This is a genomic window from Wolbachia endosymbiont (group A) of Clivina fossor, from assembly GCF_964026865.1.
Lineage (GTDB): Bacteria > Pseudomonadota > Alphaproteobacteria > Rickettsiales > Anaplasmataceae > Wolbachia.
Genome location: NZ_OZ034707.1, coordinates 1,509,959 through 1,529,069, shown reverse-complemented (window position 1 = coordinate 1,529,069; position 19,111 = coordinate 1,509,959). Strand labels below are relative to the sequence as shown.

Here is a 19,111-nt window from a genome sequence, read left to right as displayed (position 1 = left end):
ATTAATACCTGACATCAATGACTGATAAGTAATCTGTTAAAGGCACAACAGCAAAAATTTTGAATCCTTTTACTTGTTTTAATATTTTTTCCCAATCGCTTAATGTTCTTAGTTTACCTCCTGTTTCAACCATTACATTAATATCTACAGAGCCTCCAGTTGGAGAGCGGTAATCTAAAATAGTTTCTATCAATAAAATACGAGATATTCCTTTGACCAATTTTAAATAAGATAATACTTTATCATCATCATAATGCTGCAGAAAGCGGCAAAAGACACCTAATTCATAATTTGTAACTGATAGTTCTTCCTGAGTTATAAGTTTGACTTTTAAATTTTCTACTAACTGTCTTGGTACTTTATGTTCGTTATATAGGCCTATAGAACCTTTATTGTGTATATCAGAATAAGCAAGAAATAAAGAGTGTACACCAAATAGCAATATATTCTTAGCACCATCTATATTAATCCTAGAATTAAACTCTTTAGTATCAAACCTAGAATATCCTAGCAATACTTGGTAAAACGCTATTTTCTTATCTTCTGATGCTTCTCTTTCCTTAAAAGATTCAAATGAAGAGATGGACTTCTGTTTTAGTATATCGGCAATCTTTAACCAATTCTTTTCAGCGGCAACTCTTGCCCACATCGTTGCTGCTTTTGGCAAAAATGGTATTTCCTTAAAACACTTACCTTTTGATGATAGTTGCCATAAGTCCTTGTCCTTATCGTAATCAATAAACCCTATTTCCCACAACGCCCTTAACAGCCTTTCTAGATTTGGTACGATAATGTTTAACTTTTTAGATAAAACTGGCATAGTTGCAGGTAAAATATTTAACAAATCAAGTTCAATAGCAACGCTTGTTAGGTAAGTTTTCCAAAAGGCTGAAAGTTCTGCAGAAATCCTATGCACTTGAGATTCTTTACCTAAATCAAAAATACTAAACTTTACATTTCCGGTAATATTGATTTGTCCTAACACACCTTCAAAAGTTTCAACCTTTGCCATGCCATTATAGAATGCTTCTACCATTTTAAATCTCTGCTGGTAAACAGGATCACCATTAATATCTATATGAAACCAACCATGTTGATCTTCTGCAATAGAATACCCTTTATGAAAAACATTAAGTTTTTTATACCATTTATTATGTACTAACTTTCCATGATGATTAATATGTGTAGCTTTGCCATCCTTATAGACTACAGCGATACCATCCTTAAAATCTCCAACATAATCATATTCCTCCTGATAAATCCTGTTGCCATTTAAATTAATATGAAAACATTTATCATGTCTTCTAACTACACAAGCATCTTCCTGATAATTTCCAATCCATTGATACGACTGTTTGTATACTCTACATCCAGATGAATCAATATGGTAACACCCTGTATCATCTTCTACGGCTGCTCTATTGAAGTAGAATCCAAAAGTTTTTAGAAATCTATGATGATAAACTGCTTCTCCTCTCACATTGATATGATAAGCACCTGTCTGATCATAAACCGGTGCAAGACCGGGCTCATGAAATTTACCAACCTTTATAAACCTATTTTCATACAAAGGATTTCCTAGTAATTCGTGAAAACTCTCACACGGTGAAATTTTAATAGATTTAAGATTATCTTTGATTAATTGATTAAAGGTTTTCTCATGTTGCATGTTTTGCATAATTTGTAATTTAAATAATTCTTTTGTAAGCTTAGGTACTCACTACTCTGCCATATTTCCTCGAGTTTAACCTCATTAACATTACCAAAATTTCCTAATGTCTTACGGAGTTCATCTGGAGCACAGCAAGGACTAAACTTTCCTTCATTGTTTATCCATGCTTCTTTACCTAAAAATGGGCATTGACCACCTGGAGCCAAATCCTTAATACCTTCTTGAGAAAGGATTGTGAAATTTTCTAATTTTATCTTTTTACCATTTGGCAATAGAATATTATCTCTAAGTTCGTATAACCTTCTCACCTCCGTGTTCCATCTACTAATTGCTAACTCATCTCTTCTCATAGATAGATCCTTAATTTCCTCAAAATGTGCCCAAAGATGATGTCCTTTAACTCTATCTATGCCGTTTTTTATGGCCATCTTAACTATGTCATAGAGTTCATGTAAATTACTTTCCAAAAATGTTAATTGTAAAGTAACGGTACACCTTTCACCTGTATCGCTAAAGTATTTATCTCTAACTTCAAGGAAAGTTTTTAAATTTTCTGTCACTACTTCCCATTTTGAACCTTTCATGATTCTTTCATGAGTTTCTTTAGTTGCCCCATTCCAGGAAATCTTAACATCAGATAAAATTGGTACCAATAGTTCAGCCCATTTTCTAGCTCCTTTAATGGGAAAAGAACCATTGGTTGTGAGGTTAAGCTTAAGACCGAACTCATGGCACAAATTGATTATTTCATCAAAGCTTTTATACATTAAAGGCTCACCCATAGTAGAAGGAATGATTTCCCTTAAAGGTGTTCCAGCTGCTTCCTTAATTACTTTTCTGATAGTTTCTATCGACAGTATCTTAGGTTTTATTCCTTTAGCTTTCTTTTCTTCTTTAACTTTGCTGTATGGTGAAAAACATTCGCACATTATACAAGCAAAATTGCAGTAATCTGGATTAGTATCAAAAGTAATTCTCCAAGGACCGGGTTTCACAGCTACTGATTTGCCTTTCTTTTCAATAGCATTACGGTAAATCTTGTTAAGTTTCTCAATATGCTCACTCATAGAAGGTATATTCCCATTTTCAGTATAAGGATAGCCTTTTTGGGTAAGTTTATTGTATAATTCCTGATTTGTAGATAGGACTTGCATTTTTTCTGACAAACTACTTGCATCTCTGTGCTTAAATAATAGTCCATCTCTTACATATTCTGCCATACCACCATAATCGGCTGTTATAACTGGTATTCTAAGTTGCTGTGCTTCATGTATTACTAATGGTGAATTTTCACCCCAAATTGAAGGAACGACTATTGCATCAACTTTATTAAATACGTCAGTAACTATATTCTTATTATCATAACTTCCCATCCACTCTATTCTTTCTTTAATAACAGGTGAAAACTGATCGGCAATCGCTTTTAAAGCTTTAGTTTCTTCTCTTGCTGCTCCCCAAATTCTAAGTTTTGCTTTAGATGATAAGTGAGAAAAAGCTTTCAATAATAGATTAACACCTTTTTCGGGAGTATGAGTACCAATATAACCGAAAATAAACTCTTTTTCTTGTGCTCTATTTCTATTCTTAAGACGATTGAGATCAAAACCATAATCAAGATAAGAAATTTTGTTTATCGGAACATAAAAATCCTGAGTAAATTTATCCATCAAGAATTTCGATGGGGAAATAAAGTAATCTATATAGTCTATTATTTTCCTTGTGTGCTTCATTCTAGTTGCAACCCATTGTTCCCAATAATTTATGTCTAAATTCAGGAATTCTTCATCTCCTGTAAAATATCCTTTGTAACATTGAGTTGCACATTTTTGATCCTTTTGTCCATCACAAAGCCGTAACAAATCTTCAGAATTGCGTTGAATAAACCTTCCTCTTGGACACATTAACCAAAAGTCATGTAGCGTAAAAATTGTAGGTATATTTTCTTTAAAAGCAATTTCTGGTAAAGTAATTGATAGATGATTAAGATGACCAAAATGTATAAGATCTGGCTGAAAGTTATCTATTACTCTTTTAAATTGTATATCTACTTCTTCATTGATAAATTTGTAACGATATTTAGCTGTGGGTATATTAATTAAATGCAGTAAGATTCGAGAGTCACTACTATCTAGGACTGTAGTGTAATAAAAATCAGGTAAAAAGCTATTTTCATACCTAGTAAATACTTGTACCTCATTGTTATTTGCTAGTTCATGAGCAAGAGTTTGGCTATAAACCTCTGAACCAGCACTATAATAAGGAGGGTAACCATGAATAACTTTTAATATTTTCATATATTACCATATCTATATTGTTAGGATATTCTTGTGTATTGTTTTGTAGACTTTTTATAAATTTACTTAATCCTACTTCTAATGAATGTTTTGGAGACCAACCAAGTAGCTCTTTAGCTCTAGTAAAATCACCATGAAACTTAGTTACATCAAAATTTCTTGGAGGATAAAAATCAATTCTAGAATCACTTTTCGTGACTTTTAATATTGTTTTTGCTAAGTTTTCTAAAGTACATGGGCTATTAGTAGTAAGATGAATAGCAGGAAGAGAAGATTTTTCGCTTTGTAAATATTTAACAGTTAAGCATATACCCTCTATAACATCATCCAAATAGGTAAAATCAAAAACACATTCTTTACCTTCTATTTTAATTGGATCACCTCTTAATGCATTAATACAGAGTGCAGGAATTACTCTACTGTTATGATCTAGTAAACCACCGTATACATTTGAAAAGCGTAATATTGCTACATTAAAATCTTTTGAACTTGTTATTTGTTCCTCAATAAATGCTTTACCTTTTGCATAATTATTTATTGGATCGATACTAGCAGATTCTGTAACTGGCAGTTCCTTCTGCTCTCCATAGACTTCCCTACTACTTGCATATATAAACCATGGTTTATTTGGAAGTGACTTACATAACCCTAAAAACCGCATTGTACCATCAACATTAATTTTTTGACACAGTGTAGGATAAAGTTCACCATGTATAACTCTAGAAATTGCAGCCAGATGAATGATTCCTGTACACTGAGCAAGTAGTGGTACTATATCTTCTGAAAAAAAACTGAGTGGATTATCGCGAAACCTAATATCGCAGCTTATTACTTCATGGCCTTGGTTTTCTAACTTTTTCACCAAGGTTGACCCTATCAAACCTGCAGCACCTGTTATTAATATCCCCATGTATACCCTCTACTACAACTAGGAAAATTTGTCATACCAATTATCTTACAAGTAAGAATTAAAGGGTATTATAAAACCAGTATAAAACAAATGTCAACTTAAATTAATGAATAAAAAAATGTAGTTATGAAAGAAAAGTTGGCTGCCTTCTTTCTTGAAAATAGTGTTCGGCTTTAATCAAATCCTCCTTATTATTTACTCCCATTGCTTCTCTTTCATCAGAAACTACATAACCTACACTCAAGTTATTGGTTGCTGCAATGGGCACTATATCATTAAGACAATATTCATTGGTCGAATTATTAAATTTTATTTCTTTTACTAAGGTAAAGAGATCTTTAGCATATGAAACCATTATTCCAGAGTTTGCAAGAAGCATTTTATCTCCATTTTTTAGGATTTTTTGAACATTTCCGTAATTATCAATTACTAATCTTCCATATTGTTCATCTTGACTATTGAATCCAAGAAGAACTAAATTATTATACTTTAAACAATCAGTCATTTTCATAACTGTATCACTAGATATAAAGGGAGTGTCTCCATACTGTATTAAAACTATGTCTTGATCAGATAACTCCTCCAGATTTTCTAGAGCAATTTTAACTGCAGTGCCAGTGCCTGTAATATCTTCTTGCATTATTAGTTTTATATTGTATTGATCGATTATACTTTTTAGGCTATCAAAGTTTTCTAAATCTTTTAGAAGGGAGTTGTTAACAACAATTGATAAGCTTTTTAGACTCAGCAATTTTGCATTAGAAATTATATGTTCTAAAAGAGTAAGATTTCCCACTTGGTGCAACGCTTTTGAATATTCAGAATTCATTCTACTGCTCTTTCCTGCTGCTAATATTATCAAAATGTTACTCATACATAACTCAGGAATTGATTAGGTAGTAAGTTAATTCATAATTAGTAAGATGTAAATCCCACTGTAATTTTTGTATATTTTCTAGATCTTGGCACCCTCATTAGAGTTTCATTTAAGAGAGCTATAACTTTAAACTCTTTACTCTATTTTCTACGCTGACATCTTGTAAACTCTGATCTGGACTTTTTAATATTTCTAATAATCTACTTGCAAGGTTTGAGTGTTTATTGATTACTGCAACCTGGACTAATGACTTGTCTTGATCATTACGAGCATTTGTTACAGCTACGCGCTCATCAGGTTTTATTGCTTTCAGCTTACTGATAATTTCAACATTACCATTTTTTGCATTCTCAAACAGCTCTTCTACTAATTTCAATAGGTTAGTAATATTTTGGTCTCGAGAAAGATCAAGTGGTGCTTTACCTTCTTTATTCTTGATGTTATAAATTGCACCATGTTTCAACAAAGATTTTACAGCTTCGAAAAAGCTATTTTCAGTAGCAACATGCAACGATGTAGTGCCTTTAACTATTGTTTTAGCATTAATAAAATCACTCAATTTATTGTGGCTTACACGTTGTAACAAAGCTTCAATAATTTCTTTATGACCTTTGGAAGCAGCAGTGTGTAATGGTGTATTACCTTTGTTAGTAACTTTAGTAGCATCAGCTCCATTTGCTAGCAAGATATTTACAACTTTTATGTGCCCATTATTAACAGCATAATGTAATGGCGTTCTTCCATCCACGTTTTTCGAATCAATGATTGCTCCATCTCTAATGGAACTCTCAATTCCTAAATAATTATTATCTTCTATAGCCTTAAATAACTTCTCAGTCAATTTTAGTAATTTTATAACTTCTGGGTTTCCTCTTCTTTCCGCAAAGTGTAATGGTAAAACATATCTACCTCCTTCAGCTCTAGCATTAAAGTATGCTCCGCTCATAAGTAGAGACCTAACTATATCTAAATTACCAATTTGTGCCCCTAAGTGTAAAGGCGTAGCATTTTTATCCATTTTTGCATTAACATCCGCTCCATTTATAATAAGAGTTTTAACTACCTTAGGATGACCATATTGAGCTGCAAGATGTAGGGCTGTGCCTTTATTTTGATTTTCTTTTACATTTACATCAGCACCATGTTTCAATAGAACGGTTGCTATCTGATCATAACCTTTTTCTGCTGCAAAATGTAAAGGAGTCCAATTTGTGTGATCTAAAGCATTAATATCTGCTTCCTTTTCTAAGAGCAATTCAACCACCTCTAAATGATCATGGTCTACTGCAAAGTGTAGAGGTGTAGTACTTTTAACTGTTTTAGCATTAATGTCTGCTCCTTTATCAAGCAAAGATTTAGCAACTTCTAAACTACCATCATATGCTGCACAATGTAGAGGAGTCCAACTTCTGTTATCTAGAGCATTAATATCTGCTCCATTTGCAATCAAGAAATTCATTATTTCCAAGTGATTATGTTCTGCTGCCAAATGTAGAGCTCTTCTACCATCATCCATCTTTGCATTTATATTTGCTCCTTTTGCAATTAAGCTCTCTACTATTTTTAAAGAAAAACCATTATATGCTGCATTATGTAAAGGAGTCCAATTCTGATCATCCACGGTGTTAATGTTTGCTCCATTTTTAATTAAAAAATCACTCACCTCGAAATGACTTTGCTGAATTGCTAGATGCAAAGGTGTAAAACCTTCGTTTTTTTTAGCATTAACATTGGCTTTTTTCTCTATTAGTAGCTTCACTACTTCTAAGTGACCATTCTGAGATCCTATATGTAAAGCTGTGGAATTATCGTGGTCCTTAGTATTAACATCAATTCCCCTTACGAGAAGAAGAGACTTAACTACTCCAAAGTGATTACGTTCTGCTGCTAAATGTAGAGGTGTAAGATTCTCATAATCCTTAGCATTAACATTAGATTTTGCTTTTAGTAAAATGTCTACTAACTCTAAAAAGCCATTTTGAGACGCTAAATGTAGAGGTGTAATCTTATCATCTGTTTTTGCATTAACGTTTGCTCCCGCTTCAAGCAGAACTTTAACTATATCTAACTTACCAGTTTGTGTTCCCAGATGTAAGGGTGTAATGTTTGCATCAACTTTATGATTACCTATGCCTGAAGATCCAGCGTTAATATTAGACCCTTGTGAAATAAGAGCTTTAACTACTTCGAGGTTACCATTTTGTACTGCAGAATGCAAAGGTCTTGCTCGATCATTATTTACAGCATTAACATCTAATCCCTTTTCAATAAAAACATTTACTATATCTAGATGACCATTCTCTGCTGCTAGGTGTAAAGGTGTATTAAGTTTATCTGTTTTAGTACTAAGATCTGCTCCATTTGCAATCAAGGTGTTGACTATATCTAAATATCCTTGCTGGGATGCAAAACTTAAAGGTGTAAAGCCTAGAATGGTCTTATGGTTTACATCTGCTCCATGAGCAATAAGAAAGTTAACCATCTCTAAGCGATTTTTTGCAATTGAAAAATACAGTGGCGTAAAGGCATCGTACTTAATCTCTGAGTTAATATCTAAACCCTCTCCTAATAAAGTGTTGACTAAATCCAACTGACCATTTCCTGCTGCTAAATGTAGCGGCGTAAGACTAAGATGTTTCTGAGTTTCATAGTTTTCATTTAAAAACTCTACAAAAAATTGCAGCTGATCCAGATTATTAGATATTCTATTAGTAAACATAAAGGCCTCGCATTGAAGAATTTATGTAAAATATAGCATCTACAAGTTTTTAAGCAAGATAAATCTTCTTCTTAAAAAAGATACTGTAATCCAATCTGTGTGCTTATAACTTTTTTATTTGATCATGAGAGACACCTTCCTTAAGTAGCTACATCAATTTTCTCTGTTTTTGCCCTTTTTTTTCGCTGATGATGATGTCTTCATTCTTCTCAGTAGCCAACATTCTTTACGTGCACCAAGGAACTTAGAAAGAACAATAGGAAATCCACTTAAAAAGCATTAATAATTATACATAATTCTAATGATCTTCATGAAAGGGCTTAGAATAGAATTTAATAGACAATCTGATTTTAATTGATATTAAACTGATCAGACTGAGAGTTGAAAATATGGCAATAATTCTTTTAGACACAAAAACTATAAATCGTATAGCAGCGGGAGAGGTAATAGAAAGGCCAGCGAGTGTAGTAAAGGAATTAGTAGAAAATGCAATAGATGCTGGAAGTACAGAAATAGAGATCAAAATAGAAAGTGGTGGACGTAACCTTATAACTGTGACAGATGATGGAAATGGAATAGAAAAGGACGACTTAGAACTAGCATTTATGAGGCATGCCACTTCAAAATTAAGCGATAGTGAGTTAATAGAAATCAAGCACCTTGGGTTTAGGGGAGAAGCTTTACCTTCAATTGCAGCAGTAAGCAGAATGAAATTATCGTCTAAGGCAAGTGGAGCAAAGGAAGCATGGTCTATAAGGTATGAGGGAGGAGAAAAAATAAGAGAGATTACCCCTTGTTCTTTGTTGCAAGGTACATATATTGAAGTTCGTGACTTATTTTTTGCTACACCAAATAGACTAAAGTTTCTAAAAACCGAAAGGGCAGAAACACAAAGTATTGTTGATATTGTGAATAACTTAGCGATGATTAATTATAGTATTGGGTTTACTCTCACTTCTGGTAATAAAAAGCTCTTAAAATATGTTAAGCAAACTTCGCTGTTCAACAGATTATGTGAAATAGAAGAAGAATTTCAAAGCAATTCACTGGAAGTTAAAGAGGAAGAAGAAGGCATCAAACTTAAGGGACACATCTGTAAACCTAATGTCAATCGTGGCAACTCAACTCAGATTTATACGTTTGTTAATGGAAGGCCAATAAAAGACAATCTACTTGTTGGTGCAATTAGATATGCGTATCACGATTTTATTCCAAACAATAGGTATCCTTTTGCAGTGTTGCATTTAGAAGTACCATATGACCAAGTAGATGTAAATGTGCATCCAAATAAATCGGAAGTAAGATTTCAGAATAAAAGGCTAATATATGAAATAGTGAGAAGAGGGATAATAAAAACACTATCAACGAGATTTGCAGCGGGTGATCAAGGTATTGAAGAGGAGCTAATTTTTAATGATAGTAAAAGCCAAGAGCAGGTTGATAGTCAAGAGAAAAAAGATCAAAAAGAGTTTTATGAAAAGAGACCAAGTCTTTTAGAAAATCGTCTAATGAAAGAATTCAATGCACCAGATGAAAGAAGGCAAAGCTTACCAGAAACGTTTAAATATGGAGAATCTCCACCCCAAAAGGGAACGATGGTTTTAGAAAGGAAGCAAATTGATTTAATAGAGGATTATCCTCTGGGATATGCACGCTGTCAGGTCTACAATACTTACATTATTGCTGAGGCTAAAGGCAAATTAATTATAGTAGACCAGCACGCAGCTCATGAGAGGTTGATCTATGAGTGCTTAAAACAAAAATCAAGCATAAAAAGGCAAAAGCTTCTTCTTCCTGAAATAGTCGAGATTAAAAACCAAGCAGGAATGGAGATGGTTGAAATGTATAAAGATAAGCTTTTCGAAATGGGTTTTGGTATTGAAATACAATCAGAAGATAAAGTAACGATAAAAGAAATACCTGCAATCTTGGGAACAATAGATATAAAAGAGATGCTAGTTGATATAGTAGATAAGTTAATGGAAATGGAAGATACGTTGCCAATAGAGGATAAGGTGAATAAAATATCAGCCACAATCGCTTGCCATGGAGCAGGAAGAAAAATGAAATTGGAAGAGATGAATGAGATACTAAGACAAATTGAGAAAACTCCATATTCTGGTCATGAAAGACCAACTTATATAGAAATGAAACTAAGTGATATAGAAAAATTGTTTGAAAGGAGATGAGTTCAGTTTGTCAAAAAGGTTCCCAATTAAGTATACGTAACAGCTCTTCTGGTTATGGAGTATAAAATGTGAAAAAAGAGAATAAATGCTCTAATTTTTTAGATTACAAAGTAATAGGACAGGAAGTAAGAAATCGTAGGTTAGCAAAGGGATATACTCAAAAAGATTTAGCAAAAAAAATCGATACAACATATCAGGTAATACTGCAATATGAAAAAGGAACACGCAGAATTTCAATTAAGAAGTTATATGAATTAGCAGAAGCATTATCAACAACTGCTAGAGATCTAGCTTGCGGACAAGAAGTATCAAATGAGGAAAGGTATGAGGAAGAAGAGATATTAAATCTAGTAAGAAGACATAAAGAGATTAAGGACCAAGAATTACGTGAAACGTTTTATTTATTAACTAAATTCATCCGTATTAGTGAGGAAGAAAGTGGAAAGGCAGTAAAAGTAGAGGTGGCAAAGGGTTTAGTTAAGGAAGGAGTTTCTGCTCATGTTATCTCTCAAACGACCAGTTTATCTATTGATGAATATGATAATGATGAGGAAAAAATTTCTATTCCGTATAAAGTAGGTCAAAGAATAAAAGAATGGAGATTGATACGAGGATACACTCAAGAAGATTTAGCAAGCAAAGTGGGCGTAATAAATCAAAGAATATATGAATATGAACAAGGACGAGCTGCTGTTTCACTTGAAATGTTAGATGAAATAGCAAAGATGCTATTAATTAATATTACAGATCTGCTTCCAGAAACAAGAGAAAATGAGAATAGTGAAGTGGAACTATCAAGGTTAATAGAAGAATACAAAAAGATTAAAAGCCAAGAATTACGTCATGTACTAATAAAATCTCTGTTTGAAAGCATACAAGTTTGCAAAGAGAAAGTGAAGAGAGTAGAAAAGATGAAAATTGCAAAGAATTTAGTTAAGGAAGGAATTTCTATCAATATTATTTTAAAAACAGTGGGCATCTCTTTAGACGAAATTCAACAAATTTAAAATAAAAAATCAGTATCTATTAATATCTTTACTTTTTGATGAAAAAATAAGTAAAAAAGATTGAAAAATTGATTTGACTTCACTCAAAAGCTATGGCCTTATGCCAATGCTGACAAAAAACAGCAGTAAATATATAAAAACATTTTGTTATTAGTGAAGGGTAATTTTTATGAATAATAAGGAAAACAGTAAAGATCGTAGAGAAGAAATAGAATTCAGAGCATTAGAAAGCAACGGTAAAGCACTACTTGATCGTGAAGTAATAGAAACGTTTCTAAGTGCAGTGCATGACAGGGAAGAAGCTCGAATTATTGCTAGAAAGCTAATAGATAGTTTTGGAATAGGAGGAGTTTTAGGCCAGGAAATAGATGACTTGAAAACTATAGAAGGGATAACTGACTCTACAGTAGCAGTAATTTTATGCCTAAAGGAAGCTGCAAAGAGAGTACTGAAGTTGCAAGGAATTTAGTGAAAGAAGGAATTTCTGTTGATATTATCTTGCAAACGACAGGCTTATCAAATTATATGATTGAGAAATTTTTGTGATTTCATAAAAACTTAGCCAATAGTGGATTTTTTTGTGATAGAATATATGTTTGCTTCTGTAGGAAAAACAGCTTTTAGAGGATTTATCTATGATAATTCAGAGCATATTGGCTCAGTAAGCTACGAGCTAGGGAAAAAAATAGAAGGTTGTAGGATAGTACAAGGGTATACTCAGGCAAAATTAGCAAGAAAAATTGGTTTAACACATAAGGAAATACATAACTTTGAACTAGGGTGCAAGGCTATTACAATCAAAGAATCGTATATAATAGCAGGAGCATTGTCAGTCAATGTTATAGATCTACTTCCAGGACCAACAGTACTAAGAGAAAACAGTTGGTATGAAGATGAGGATAAAGAAATAGTCTATCTAACAAAAATACATAGAGAAATTAAGGATCAGGAATTACGCAAGAAGCTGTATCCATTAGTAAGGTTTGTATATATTAGCGAGAAAATTAGCCAAGAAGAAGCGAAAATAGAAGTAGCAAAGAATCTAGTGAAAGAAGGAGTTTCAGTTGATATTATTTCCCAAGTGACTCGCTTATCTACTTATGAATATGATGATATAGAGAAAGAAATTTGTACTGATTCTATACTCTACAAAGTGGGGAAAAGGATAAAAGAGCAGAGATTAATACGGGAATACACTCAGGAGGACTTGGCAAATAAAATCGGTTCAACACCTAAAGAAATACACGACTATGAACGAGGATATACAGACATTCCAATTGAAATATTATATAAGATAGCAAAGACATTATCAGTTAACATTAAAGCTCTTGGACTAACAGAATATGAAAATGAGCCAGTTTTTGGGTTTATAGGTAAATGCGAAAAAATTGAGGATCAAGAATTACTGGATACGGTAGCCAGATCTTTATCTGAAGGAATGCAAACTGGTAAAGAAAAGGTTAAAAAAGCAGAGAAAATCAAGATTGCAAAAGATCTAGTTAAGGAAGGTGTTGCTATTGATATTATTGTGCGAGCAAGTGGCCTAACTGCTGATGAGTTGGGTGAGTGTGAAAATTGAATGTGTTTAAGATATAAGTAAAGTTAGTTAATGATTTAAGGGAATGTTCAAAAAAGTGTGTCAAACCGAATTTTTAGTTCAACTCAATTTTTAACCTATCAGGAAAAAAGATATCAAGTTGAGATATAGTTAGAGCCCAATTAGGCAAAGCCATAGCCCATTTTTGCTCTATCTTTTTTATAGCACAATATACCAATTTGTACAAGGCATTTGTACTGGTAAATGAACCTTTGGTTTTAGTAAATTTTCTGATTTGTCTGTGCAACCCCTCAATTGGATTGGTGGTATAAATTAGCCTTCTAACAGGGCCAGAATACTTAAAATAACTAGACAAATTTTCCCAATTGTTTTGCCACGATTTTATGACTAAAGGATATTTTTCACCCCATTTTTCCTCCAGTTCAAGTAAATAATTTTCGGCGATTTCTCTACTTGTAGCACGGTATATTTTTTTCAAATCATTCATAAAAACTTTTATATCTTTGCTGGATACGTATTTTAGTGAATTTCTTATTTGGTGCACAATGCATAACTGTACCTCAGCATTGGGAAATACGCTATTTATAGCTGTAGGGAAGCTTTTTAGACCGTCAACACAAGCTATCAAAATGTCTTCTACTTGTATCTTGTCAAAAGCATCTAATGTTTTAAGCTTAAGCATTAGGTGGAGAAGGGAGGAACTCTGTGCTTCTTCTTAGATATAAAATCTGTAGAGGAGATAAGAATTCCCTTCTCAAAAGTATAGGCTGGACGGTATCGTAGAAAGACCTGAATGGTTCTAATTCTGTATTCACAAGACTAACCTTACTTTTCATTTTTAATGGTAACGTATGGGGTTATATATGATCAACAACTTTTTGGGCATAGATATATCAAAAGATCGCTTTGATGTTTTTCTCTCATTTATAAGCAAAAAAGGAAAGCGTGAAACTAGAAAAAGAAGCTTTAAGAACGATGATCATGGGTTTCAAAGTCTACTGAATTTTCTACACAAACATAATGTAGAAAAAGTAAAAACCTGCATGGAATCTACTGGTTGTTATAGCGAAGCACTGGCTGAATTTCTACACAATGCTGGACATTTTGTAAGTGTTGTAAATCCTTATTGCATAAAATCTTATGCAAGGAGTAAGCTGATACGACAAAAGAATGATCAGACCGATGCAGAAGTTATTGCTGATTATTGCCAAAGACAGGAACCTTCTAGTTGGACACCACCTTCTCCTGAAATGAAAAAATTAAAACATCTTTATCGTTGCTCAGTTGCGTTAAAAGATGAGTTAACATTAGTAAATAACCACTTAGAAAAAAAAGAGAGACTGCCTAAAGAAGTTGCAAATGCTTGGGAAGACCTTGCAATGAATATAGCTCAAAAAATAGAAACAATAAAAAACTCCGTACGTGAACTATTAAATCAACACAAAGAATTGTTGGAAAATTTTCAACTTCTATTGACTATTCCAGGCATAGGAGAAGAATCAGCAATAGCTATTTTAGCTGAAGTTTCTGATATAGAGGTTTTTAGAGATGCCAGGCAATTGGCAGCATATACAGGAGTTATACCACGAAATATGACGTCAGGTTCCTCTGTATATGCCAAACCCAGATTAAGTAAATCCGGTTCACAAACATTACGTAAGGCACTTTTCTTTCCTGCCATAGTAGCTAAGAATCACAATCCTATCATTATGAGCTTTTGCCAAAGATTAAAGGAAAAGGGTAAGCATAATATGGCCATCGTTGGTGCTGCAATGCGTAAGCTACTCCATATCATTTTCGGTATTCTGACATCCAAAAGTGCTTTTGATCCTAACCATATCAAAAACTACAGGGCTAAGAGGTTGACTGAAGGTTTAGTACTTTAAAATCAAAAATGCTTCCTATCTATCTTATGTAAAGTGGTATCTTACACAAATTTATTGAATGTTGTTGGTTAGTGGATATGTTGATAAGTAAACTTCATCTGTTTTGTGCGTATAAAACTAATTTACTTATCAACATATCCACTAACTATAATCTGTGTACTGTTACACAATTGGAAGTATTTTTTGATTTTATGATGCAACTTGGGAAATTTTTATAATTTTTTTGTTGACTAACAAGACGGTATCTCCTCTCTCTTTTAAGTCATTTAATACGCCTAGCCAGAAGTTAGCTCCCTCACTTTCTGCTAAGTAAAAACCCAGTACTTCTTTTCTGCCATTTTGGTCTATTCCTAATATATTGTACATGCATTTACTTATGCAATGTCCATTCTCTTTGACCTTAAAAAACATCCCATCCATAAATACTATCGGGTATACTGATTGTAGGGGACGACTCCTCCATTCATTGATTATAGGCAGTAATTTATCTGTAATTCCAGATATCTCTGCTGCAGATATTTTATGGTCATAGATTTCTTCCACATAGGATCCTGTATCCCACACCGCTTGCAAACATGTTCAAGACCTTTGTTTCAAGTTCTGGATGTAAGCTTGTTTGCCTTTTTTTCACTATCTGTGGTTCGAAACTTCCCTCTCTATCTCTTGGTGTCAATAGTTCAAATGAACCTGCACTCGTCTTCAAAGTTTTGCCATTCTTTCCGTTTCTTCGATTCTTTTCTTCTCTTTCATTAGATAAATGATGCTCTATTTCACCTTCTAGACTTGCTTCCAGCAGCCTTTTTACAAATGGTGTTAATGCTCCATCTCTCCCCATCAATGGTTTACCTTCTCTTATTGATGACAGTATATTTGCTTCCAGCTCTTTGTAATCTACTAGGCCAGTCGTTCCATTTTCTATTTTGTAACTCATATATCAAACCTCTATTTTTTGTTTCTATTTTATTTTTATTTCTCGGTTTGACACACTTTTTTGAACATTCCCTGATTTAACCAGCAGAATTTGCTAACCAACTTTTTTGGCTCAGTTGAATTTTGCTTGGTATAAATTAAGATATGAAATCGCAAAGTTTATCTATTAATTTCTGGTTGTCCTCTATCATTGCATTTGCCTCTTGCTGAAGAGATTTGATATTTTTGAGTGTAATATTGTCCATCTCAGTCGATGCTACTTTCAATTGCGATTGTATTCTTATATATTTATCGTCTATTACTTGTTCTAGTTGATAATCAACGCAATCCAATCCAGAGGCAAACATCACATTCAGTAGTGGCTTGATCCACCCTATTTTGCCAAATTTCCTTGAGTTAGCATACTTTATACTTCTATCTGTTCCACCAGTGCCTATTGATAGCAGTATAATCTCATCATTTGGAAATAACCTCTTACTACTTGCATATGCACAAGCCGCTGGATTATTTGCAAACACTCCACCATCTATCAATACTCTCTCTGTTTGGCTAATTTTCAGACGTTTTGGTGTGAAGTACGTTGGAGCAGCTGTTGTAGCTCTGAGTGCATCTTTCAACTTAATGTTTTTTTCTTTCCAACTTTTGAAGAAAAATTCACAACTATTGTGAATGTCATAACTGGTGAGTAGTAGATTACTCGCAACATCGGCCATAGTACTTTCACCAAAGTATTTGTTGAGAATAAATTCCATATTTCTATATGAGTACTGAGAACCACTCAGCCAAGAAGCAATTGATTTTCTCCAAAATGATGATTGAAAGATATATGCTCCATACTCTTGGTAAAGTTCAACCAAATCATTGGCAGAGTATTGAAGTTTATTGCTTTTACAAAGTCCAGCAACAATAATCCCACCGGTTGAGGTTCCTGCCATTAAATCAAAAATCTGGGAAATTGGCTTTTTTGTCCTAGATTCAATTTCTGCTAGAATAATGGCAGGTATTATCCCTCTAATGCCACCTCCATCTACAGATAAAATGTACTTTGTCACTGTAAAATTTATTTGTGTTTGTGAATAGCTTCAAGTTCGTTGACTTCTTCAGTGAGGTTTTTCACTCTCTCTTCAAGTCGATAGACTATTTCGATTAGTCCTTGGTTTTTTTCTATAAATTTATCATGGATGTGTACACGTAAGTCAAGTTTTGCCAACCACCATATGAATCCTACAGTCTGTAGAACTATTGTTATTATTACCGCTATTGGGATTTTTTGCTTTTTCATGTGAAAATATTAACTTGTTATGGATAGTTTTGGAAATTTATATGCAGATTATAGAAAACTTACAGCTTTAGTGATTACTTTTTGTTGATTCGTATTGATCTTCTGCTTTAGCAAGTAGCTTTATGATTTCCTTGTAAGGTTTATCTTTATTGTGCCTTGACCTTAATACAGCTACATCTCTTGGATTTTTTCCATCTGTGTCTCTAATGGTAGGGTCTGAACCTTTGTCTAATAAAAATCTAATTATCTCCAATTTGCCTTCATATGTAGCTGCATGTAAAGGTGTCCATCTTTCATATTTCGTAGCATTTATATCAACTCCTTTTTCTACTAGGAATTTTACAACCTCTGCACATCCCTCTTCTGCAGCATAATGTAGTGCTGTTAATTTAGGGATCTGCACATTAATATCTAATAGATTTTCTACTAAGAATTTTACAGTCTCTAAGTTACAATTTTGAGAAGCAATGCGTAACATCGTTTTATAATTATCTGCAGCTCTTGCCTTCATGTAGGAATAGGTAGCAATAATACATACTATTACTGTTATAAGCCACCAAAAATGCAGCTTGTTTTTTGTATCTTGACCCAATTTATCCATATTCAACATCTTTTTAATATTAAATAGATCATTTACTCATTTTTTATTAACATTACTTACTCAAAGATGCTGACAACATAGTAAGGTAACCTGAGCTATTTAAAGTATGCTCCGCTCTGTTAACTATCCATTCACCATCTACCGCTTGATTAAAAGCTATAAGATTAAGTTTAGCTTCTGCAAATAACTCTGGATTACCAGGTATAGTGATATCCAATACTGCATTATTTCGCTTTAGTTGTTTTAACTTAGCATTTGCTGCACTTAGTGCTGATTCTGCATTTGAGTACATTTCTAACATAATATAACTTGGCTCGCCGCTACCAACTGTTTCTTTAATAGTTTCACCCTTTTCATAGCTATGCCATTTTGCCACTACTGAATTATACTTATCACGTACGGTAAAATGCACTTTCCAGTTAATTGTATCTTGAGGTCTAATAGTCGTTGTTCCTAAAGCTTTTCCTGTGGCTGATTTTGCCATATTCTTTGAAATAAACAATATATACCCACCAGCTAATTTTGCCATTGCTTCACGCTCTGTTGCGATCTTTGTTAACAGACTTATATCACTTTCATCTGCCTGATTAATATGGGGTATCAATACATTCTTAAATTCCTCAGCGACTTTGTATCCATATCCATGTTTTTGGGCTATTTCTTTTACTAAGTTTTCTATGGTAATTTGGCGCCATTCTTTTGATACTTTTGCCTTCAAAGATATTCTTAAATTTGTTGCATGAGCTTTGATTAGTAGAGTCTTAGGTGGACCCTGTATAGTCACTTCGTTGACTGTATATATACCCATTGGAAAGATTCCAATTTCCTTATAACCTAGTGCTATGTTCAATTCATTCGGAATATCTATGCCTTCATCCCTGTAATCAACACACACTTCAACTACATCATCTATTATTCCTGATTCATCTGTAAGGTGCAATGATATAACTCTATCTTTAATTGATTCACATTTATCTATTATAAAATCTGGCTGCATTTATTCCCAGACCTTTAATTTTGACTTTTGTACTATTTTCTTAATAGTAGGAAGCTTTATCTTTAATCCTGCGGGCAAAAAGCTTCCGTATTCTGCCAAACCCAAGTTCTCTGCTAGTACTAATTCCACTACTCCATCAGTAAATCCGTAATGTTTCCAGCAAATCAGATCTAATACCAAACTTCGTTA

The 19,111-nt window shown here is 33.3% G+C and carries 14 protein-coding genes and 3 pseudogenes; 5 read left to right on the top strand and 12 right to left on the bottom strand.

Features of this window, described 5'->3' with window-relative positions; all coding sequences use genetic code 11:
- Position 1: 1 nt before the first annotated feature.
- From AAGD99_RS07670 to AAGD99_RS07650, 5 genes are all read right to left on the bottom strand, one after another.
- Complete coding sequence (locus AAGD99_RS07670; RefSeq protein ID WP_341823049.1) at positions 2 to 1,678, bottom strand: WG repeat-containing protein; 1,677 nt, start codon at positions 1,676 to 1,678, stop codon at positions 2 to 4.
- On the bottom strand, positions 1,639 to 3,966 hold the full coding sequence (locus AAGD99_RS07665; RefSeq protein ID WP_341823047.1) for a glycosyltransferase: 2,328 nt from the start codon (positions 3,964 to 3,966) through the stop codon (positions 1,639 to 1,641). The genes AAGD99_RS07670 and AAGD99_RS07665 overlap by 40 nt, the downstream gene beginning before the upstream one ends.
- The gene (locus AAGD99_RS07660) at positions 3,923 to 4,876 is read right to left on the bottom strand and encodes an NAD-dependent epimerase/dehydratase family protein (RefSeq protein WP_211908264.1); all 954 of its coding nucleotides are present in this window, start codon (positions 4,874 to 4,876) and stop codon (positions 3,923 to 3,925) included. Before AAGD99_RS07660 ends, AAGD99_RS07665 begins: the two co-directional genes overlap by 44 nt.
- A 124-nt stretch (positions 4,877 to 5,000) precedes the next feature.
- Positions 5,001 to 5,750, bottom strand: coding sequence for an NTP transferase domain-containing protein (locus AAGD99_RS07655; RefSeq protein ID WP_265027770.1), 750 nt, complete (start codon positions 5,748 to 5,750; stop codon positions 5,001 to 5,003).
- 121 nt (positions 5,751 to 5,871) lie between these two features.
- Positions 5,872 to 8,472 (bottom strand): ankyrin repeat domain-containing protein, encoded by a 2,601-nt coding sequence (locus AAGD99_RS07650; protein WP_341823045.1) that lies wholly within the window; start codon positions 8,470 to 8,472, stop codon positions 5,872 to 5,874.
- A gap of 389 nt (positions 8,473 to 8,861) precedes the next feature.
- Here AAGD99_RS07650 and mutL point away from each other — a divergent pair, with 389 nt between their 5' ends.
- From mutL to AAGD99_RS07630, 4 genes and pseudogenes are all read left to right on the top strand, one after another.
- Positions 8,862 to 10,661: a DNA mismatch repair endonuclease MutL gene (gene mutL, locus AAGD99_RS07645; RefSeq protein ID WP_341823043.1), complete on the top strand. Its 1,800-nt coding sequence runs from the start codon at positions 8,862 to 8,864 to the stop codon at positions 10,659 to 10,661.
- Between the two features lie 68 nt (positions 10,662 to 10,729).
- Positions 10,730 to 11,668, top strand: a complete 939-nt coding sequence (locus AAGD99_RS07640) for a helix-turn-helix domain-containing protein (protein ID WP_341823041.1) — start codon at positions 10,730 to 10,732, stop codon at positions 11,666 to 11,668.
- 169 nt (positions 11,669 to 11,837) lie between these two features.
- Positions 11,838 to 12,116, top strand: a pseudogene (locus AAGD99_RS07635) (DNA repair protein RadC); the annotation flags it as partial.
- Between the two features lie 144 nt (positions 12,117 to 12,260).
- A complete protein-coding gene (locus AAGD99_RS07630; protein ID WP_264339508.1) occupies positions 12,261 to 13,247 on the top strand; it encodes a helix-turn-helix domain-containing protein in 987 nt (328 codons plus the stop codon).
- 73 nt (positions 13,248 to 13,320) lie between these two features.
- Here AAGD99_RS07630 and AAGD99_RS07625 read toward each other — a convergent pair.
- Positions 13,321 to 13,866: pseudogene (locus AAGD99_RS07625) on the bottom strand (transposase); the annotation flags it as partial.
- A gap of 223 nt (positions 13,867 to 14,089) precedes the next feature.
- On the opposite strand from AAGD99_RS07625, the gene AAGD99_RS07620 reads away from it, so the two are divergent.
- Positions 14,090 to 15,112, top strand: coding sequence for an IS110 family transposase (locus AAGD99_RS07620; protein WP_341823012.1), 1,023 nt, complete (start codon positions 14,090 to 14,092; stop codon positions 15,110 to 15,112).
- Between the two features lie 228 nt (positions 15,113 to 15,340).
- Here the strand turns inward: AAGD99_RS07620 and AAGD99_RS07615 are convergent.
- From AAGD99_RS07615 to AAGD99_RS07590, 6 genes and pseudogenes are all read right to left on the bottom strand, one after another.
- A pseudogene (locus tag AAGD99_RS07615) lies at positions 15,341 to 16,043 on the bottom strand (transposase); the annotation flags it as partial.
- 136 nt (positions 16,044 to 16,179) lie between these two features.
- A complete protein-coding gene (locus AAGD99_RS07610) occupies positions 16,180 to 17,094 on the bottom strand; it encodes a patatin-like phospholipase family protein (RefSeq protein ID WP_341823040.1) in 915 nt (304 codons plus the stop codon).
- Between the two features lie 8 nt (positions 17,095 to 17,102).
- Positions 17,103 to 17,324 carry a hypothetical protein gene (locus AAGD99_RS07605; protein ID WP_015589022.1) on the bottom strand — a complete coding sequence of 74 codons (222 nt, stop codon included), beginning with the start codon at positions 17,322 to 17,324 and terminating at the stop codon, positions 17,103 to 17,105.
- Positions 17,325 to 17,391: 67 nt separating this feature from the next.
- Positions 17,392 to 17,925, bottom strand: a complete 534-nt coding sequence (locus AAGD99_RS07600; RefSeq protein ID WP_264686996.1) for an ankyrin repeat domain-containing protein — start codon at positions 17,923 to 17,925, stop codon at positions 17,392 to 17,394.
- A gap of 52 nt (positions 17,926 to 17,977) precedes the next feature.
- Positions 17,978 to 18,922 (bottom strand): phage tail protein, encoded by a 945-nt coding sequence (locus AAGD99_RS07595; protein WP_341823039.1) that lies wholly within the window; start codon positions 18,920 to 18,922, stop codon positions 17,978 to 17,980.
- On the bottom strand, positions 18,923 to 19,102 hold the full coding sequence (locus tag AAGD99_RS07590; protein ID WP_341823038.1) for a tail protein X: 180 nt from the start codon (positions 19,100 to 19,102) through the stop codon (positions 18,923 to 18,925).
- Positions 19,103 to 19,111 lie beyond the last annotated feature (9 nt).

Excerpts from the sequence above, each read along its gene's own strand:
- AAGD99_RS07670 (WP_341823049.1), bottom strand. The coding sequence starts at position 1,678 with ATGCAAAACATGCAACATGAGAAAACCTTTAATCAATTAATCAAAGAT.
- AAGD99_RS07665 (WP_341823047.1), bottom strand. The coding sequence starts at position 3,966 with ATGAAAATATTAAAAGTTATTCATGGTTACCCTCCTTATTATAGTGCT.
- AAGD99_RS07660 (WP_211908264.1), bottom strand. The coding sequence starts at position 4,876 with ATGGGGATATTAATAACAGGTGCTGCAGGTTTGATAGGGTCAACCTTG.
- AAGD99_RS07655 (WP_265027770.1), bottom strand. The coding sequence starts at position 5,750 with ATGAGTAACATTTTGATAATATTAGCAGCAGGAAAGAGCAGTAGAATG.
- AAGD99_RS07650 (WP_341823045.1), bottom strand. The coding sequence starts at position 8,472 with ATGTTTACTAATAGAATATCTAATAATCTGGATCAGCTGCAATTTTTT.
- mutL (WP_341823043.1), top strand. The coding sequence starts at position 8,862 with ATGGCAATAATTCTTTTAGACACAAAAACTATAAATCGTATAGCAGCG.
- AAGD99_RS07630 (WP_264339508.1), top strand. The coding sequence starts at position 12,261 with ATGTTTGCTTCTGTAGGAAAAACAGCTTTTAGAGGATTTATCTATGAT.
- AAGD99_RS07620 (WP_341823012.1), top strand. The coding sequence starts at position 14,090 with ATGATCAACAACTTTTTGGGCATAGATATATCAAAAGATCGCTTTGAT.
- AAGD99_RS07605 (WP_015589022.1), bottom strand. The coding sequence starts at position 17,324 with ATGAAAAAGCAAAAAATCCCAATAGCGGTAATAATAACAATAGTTCTA.
- AAGD99_RS07600 (WP_264686996.1), bottom strand. The coding sequence starts at position 17,925 with ATGGATAAATTGGGTCAAGATACAAAAAACAAGCTGCATTTTTGGTGG.
- AAGD99_RS07595 (WP_341823039.1), bottom strand. The coding sequence starts at position 18,922 with ATGCAGCCAGATTTTATAATAGATAAATGTGAATCAATTAAAGATAGA.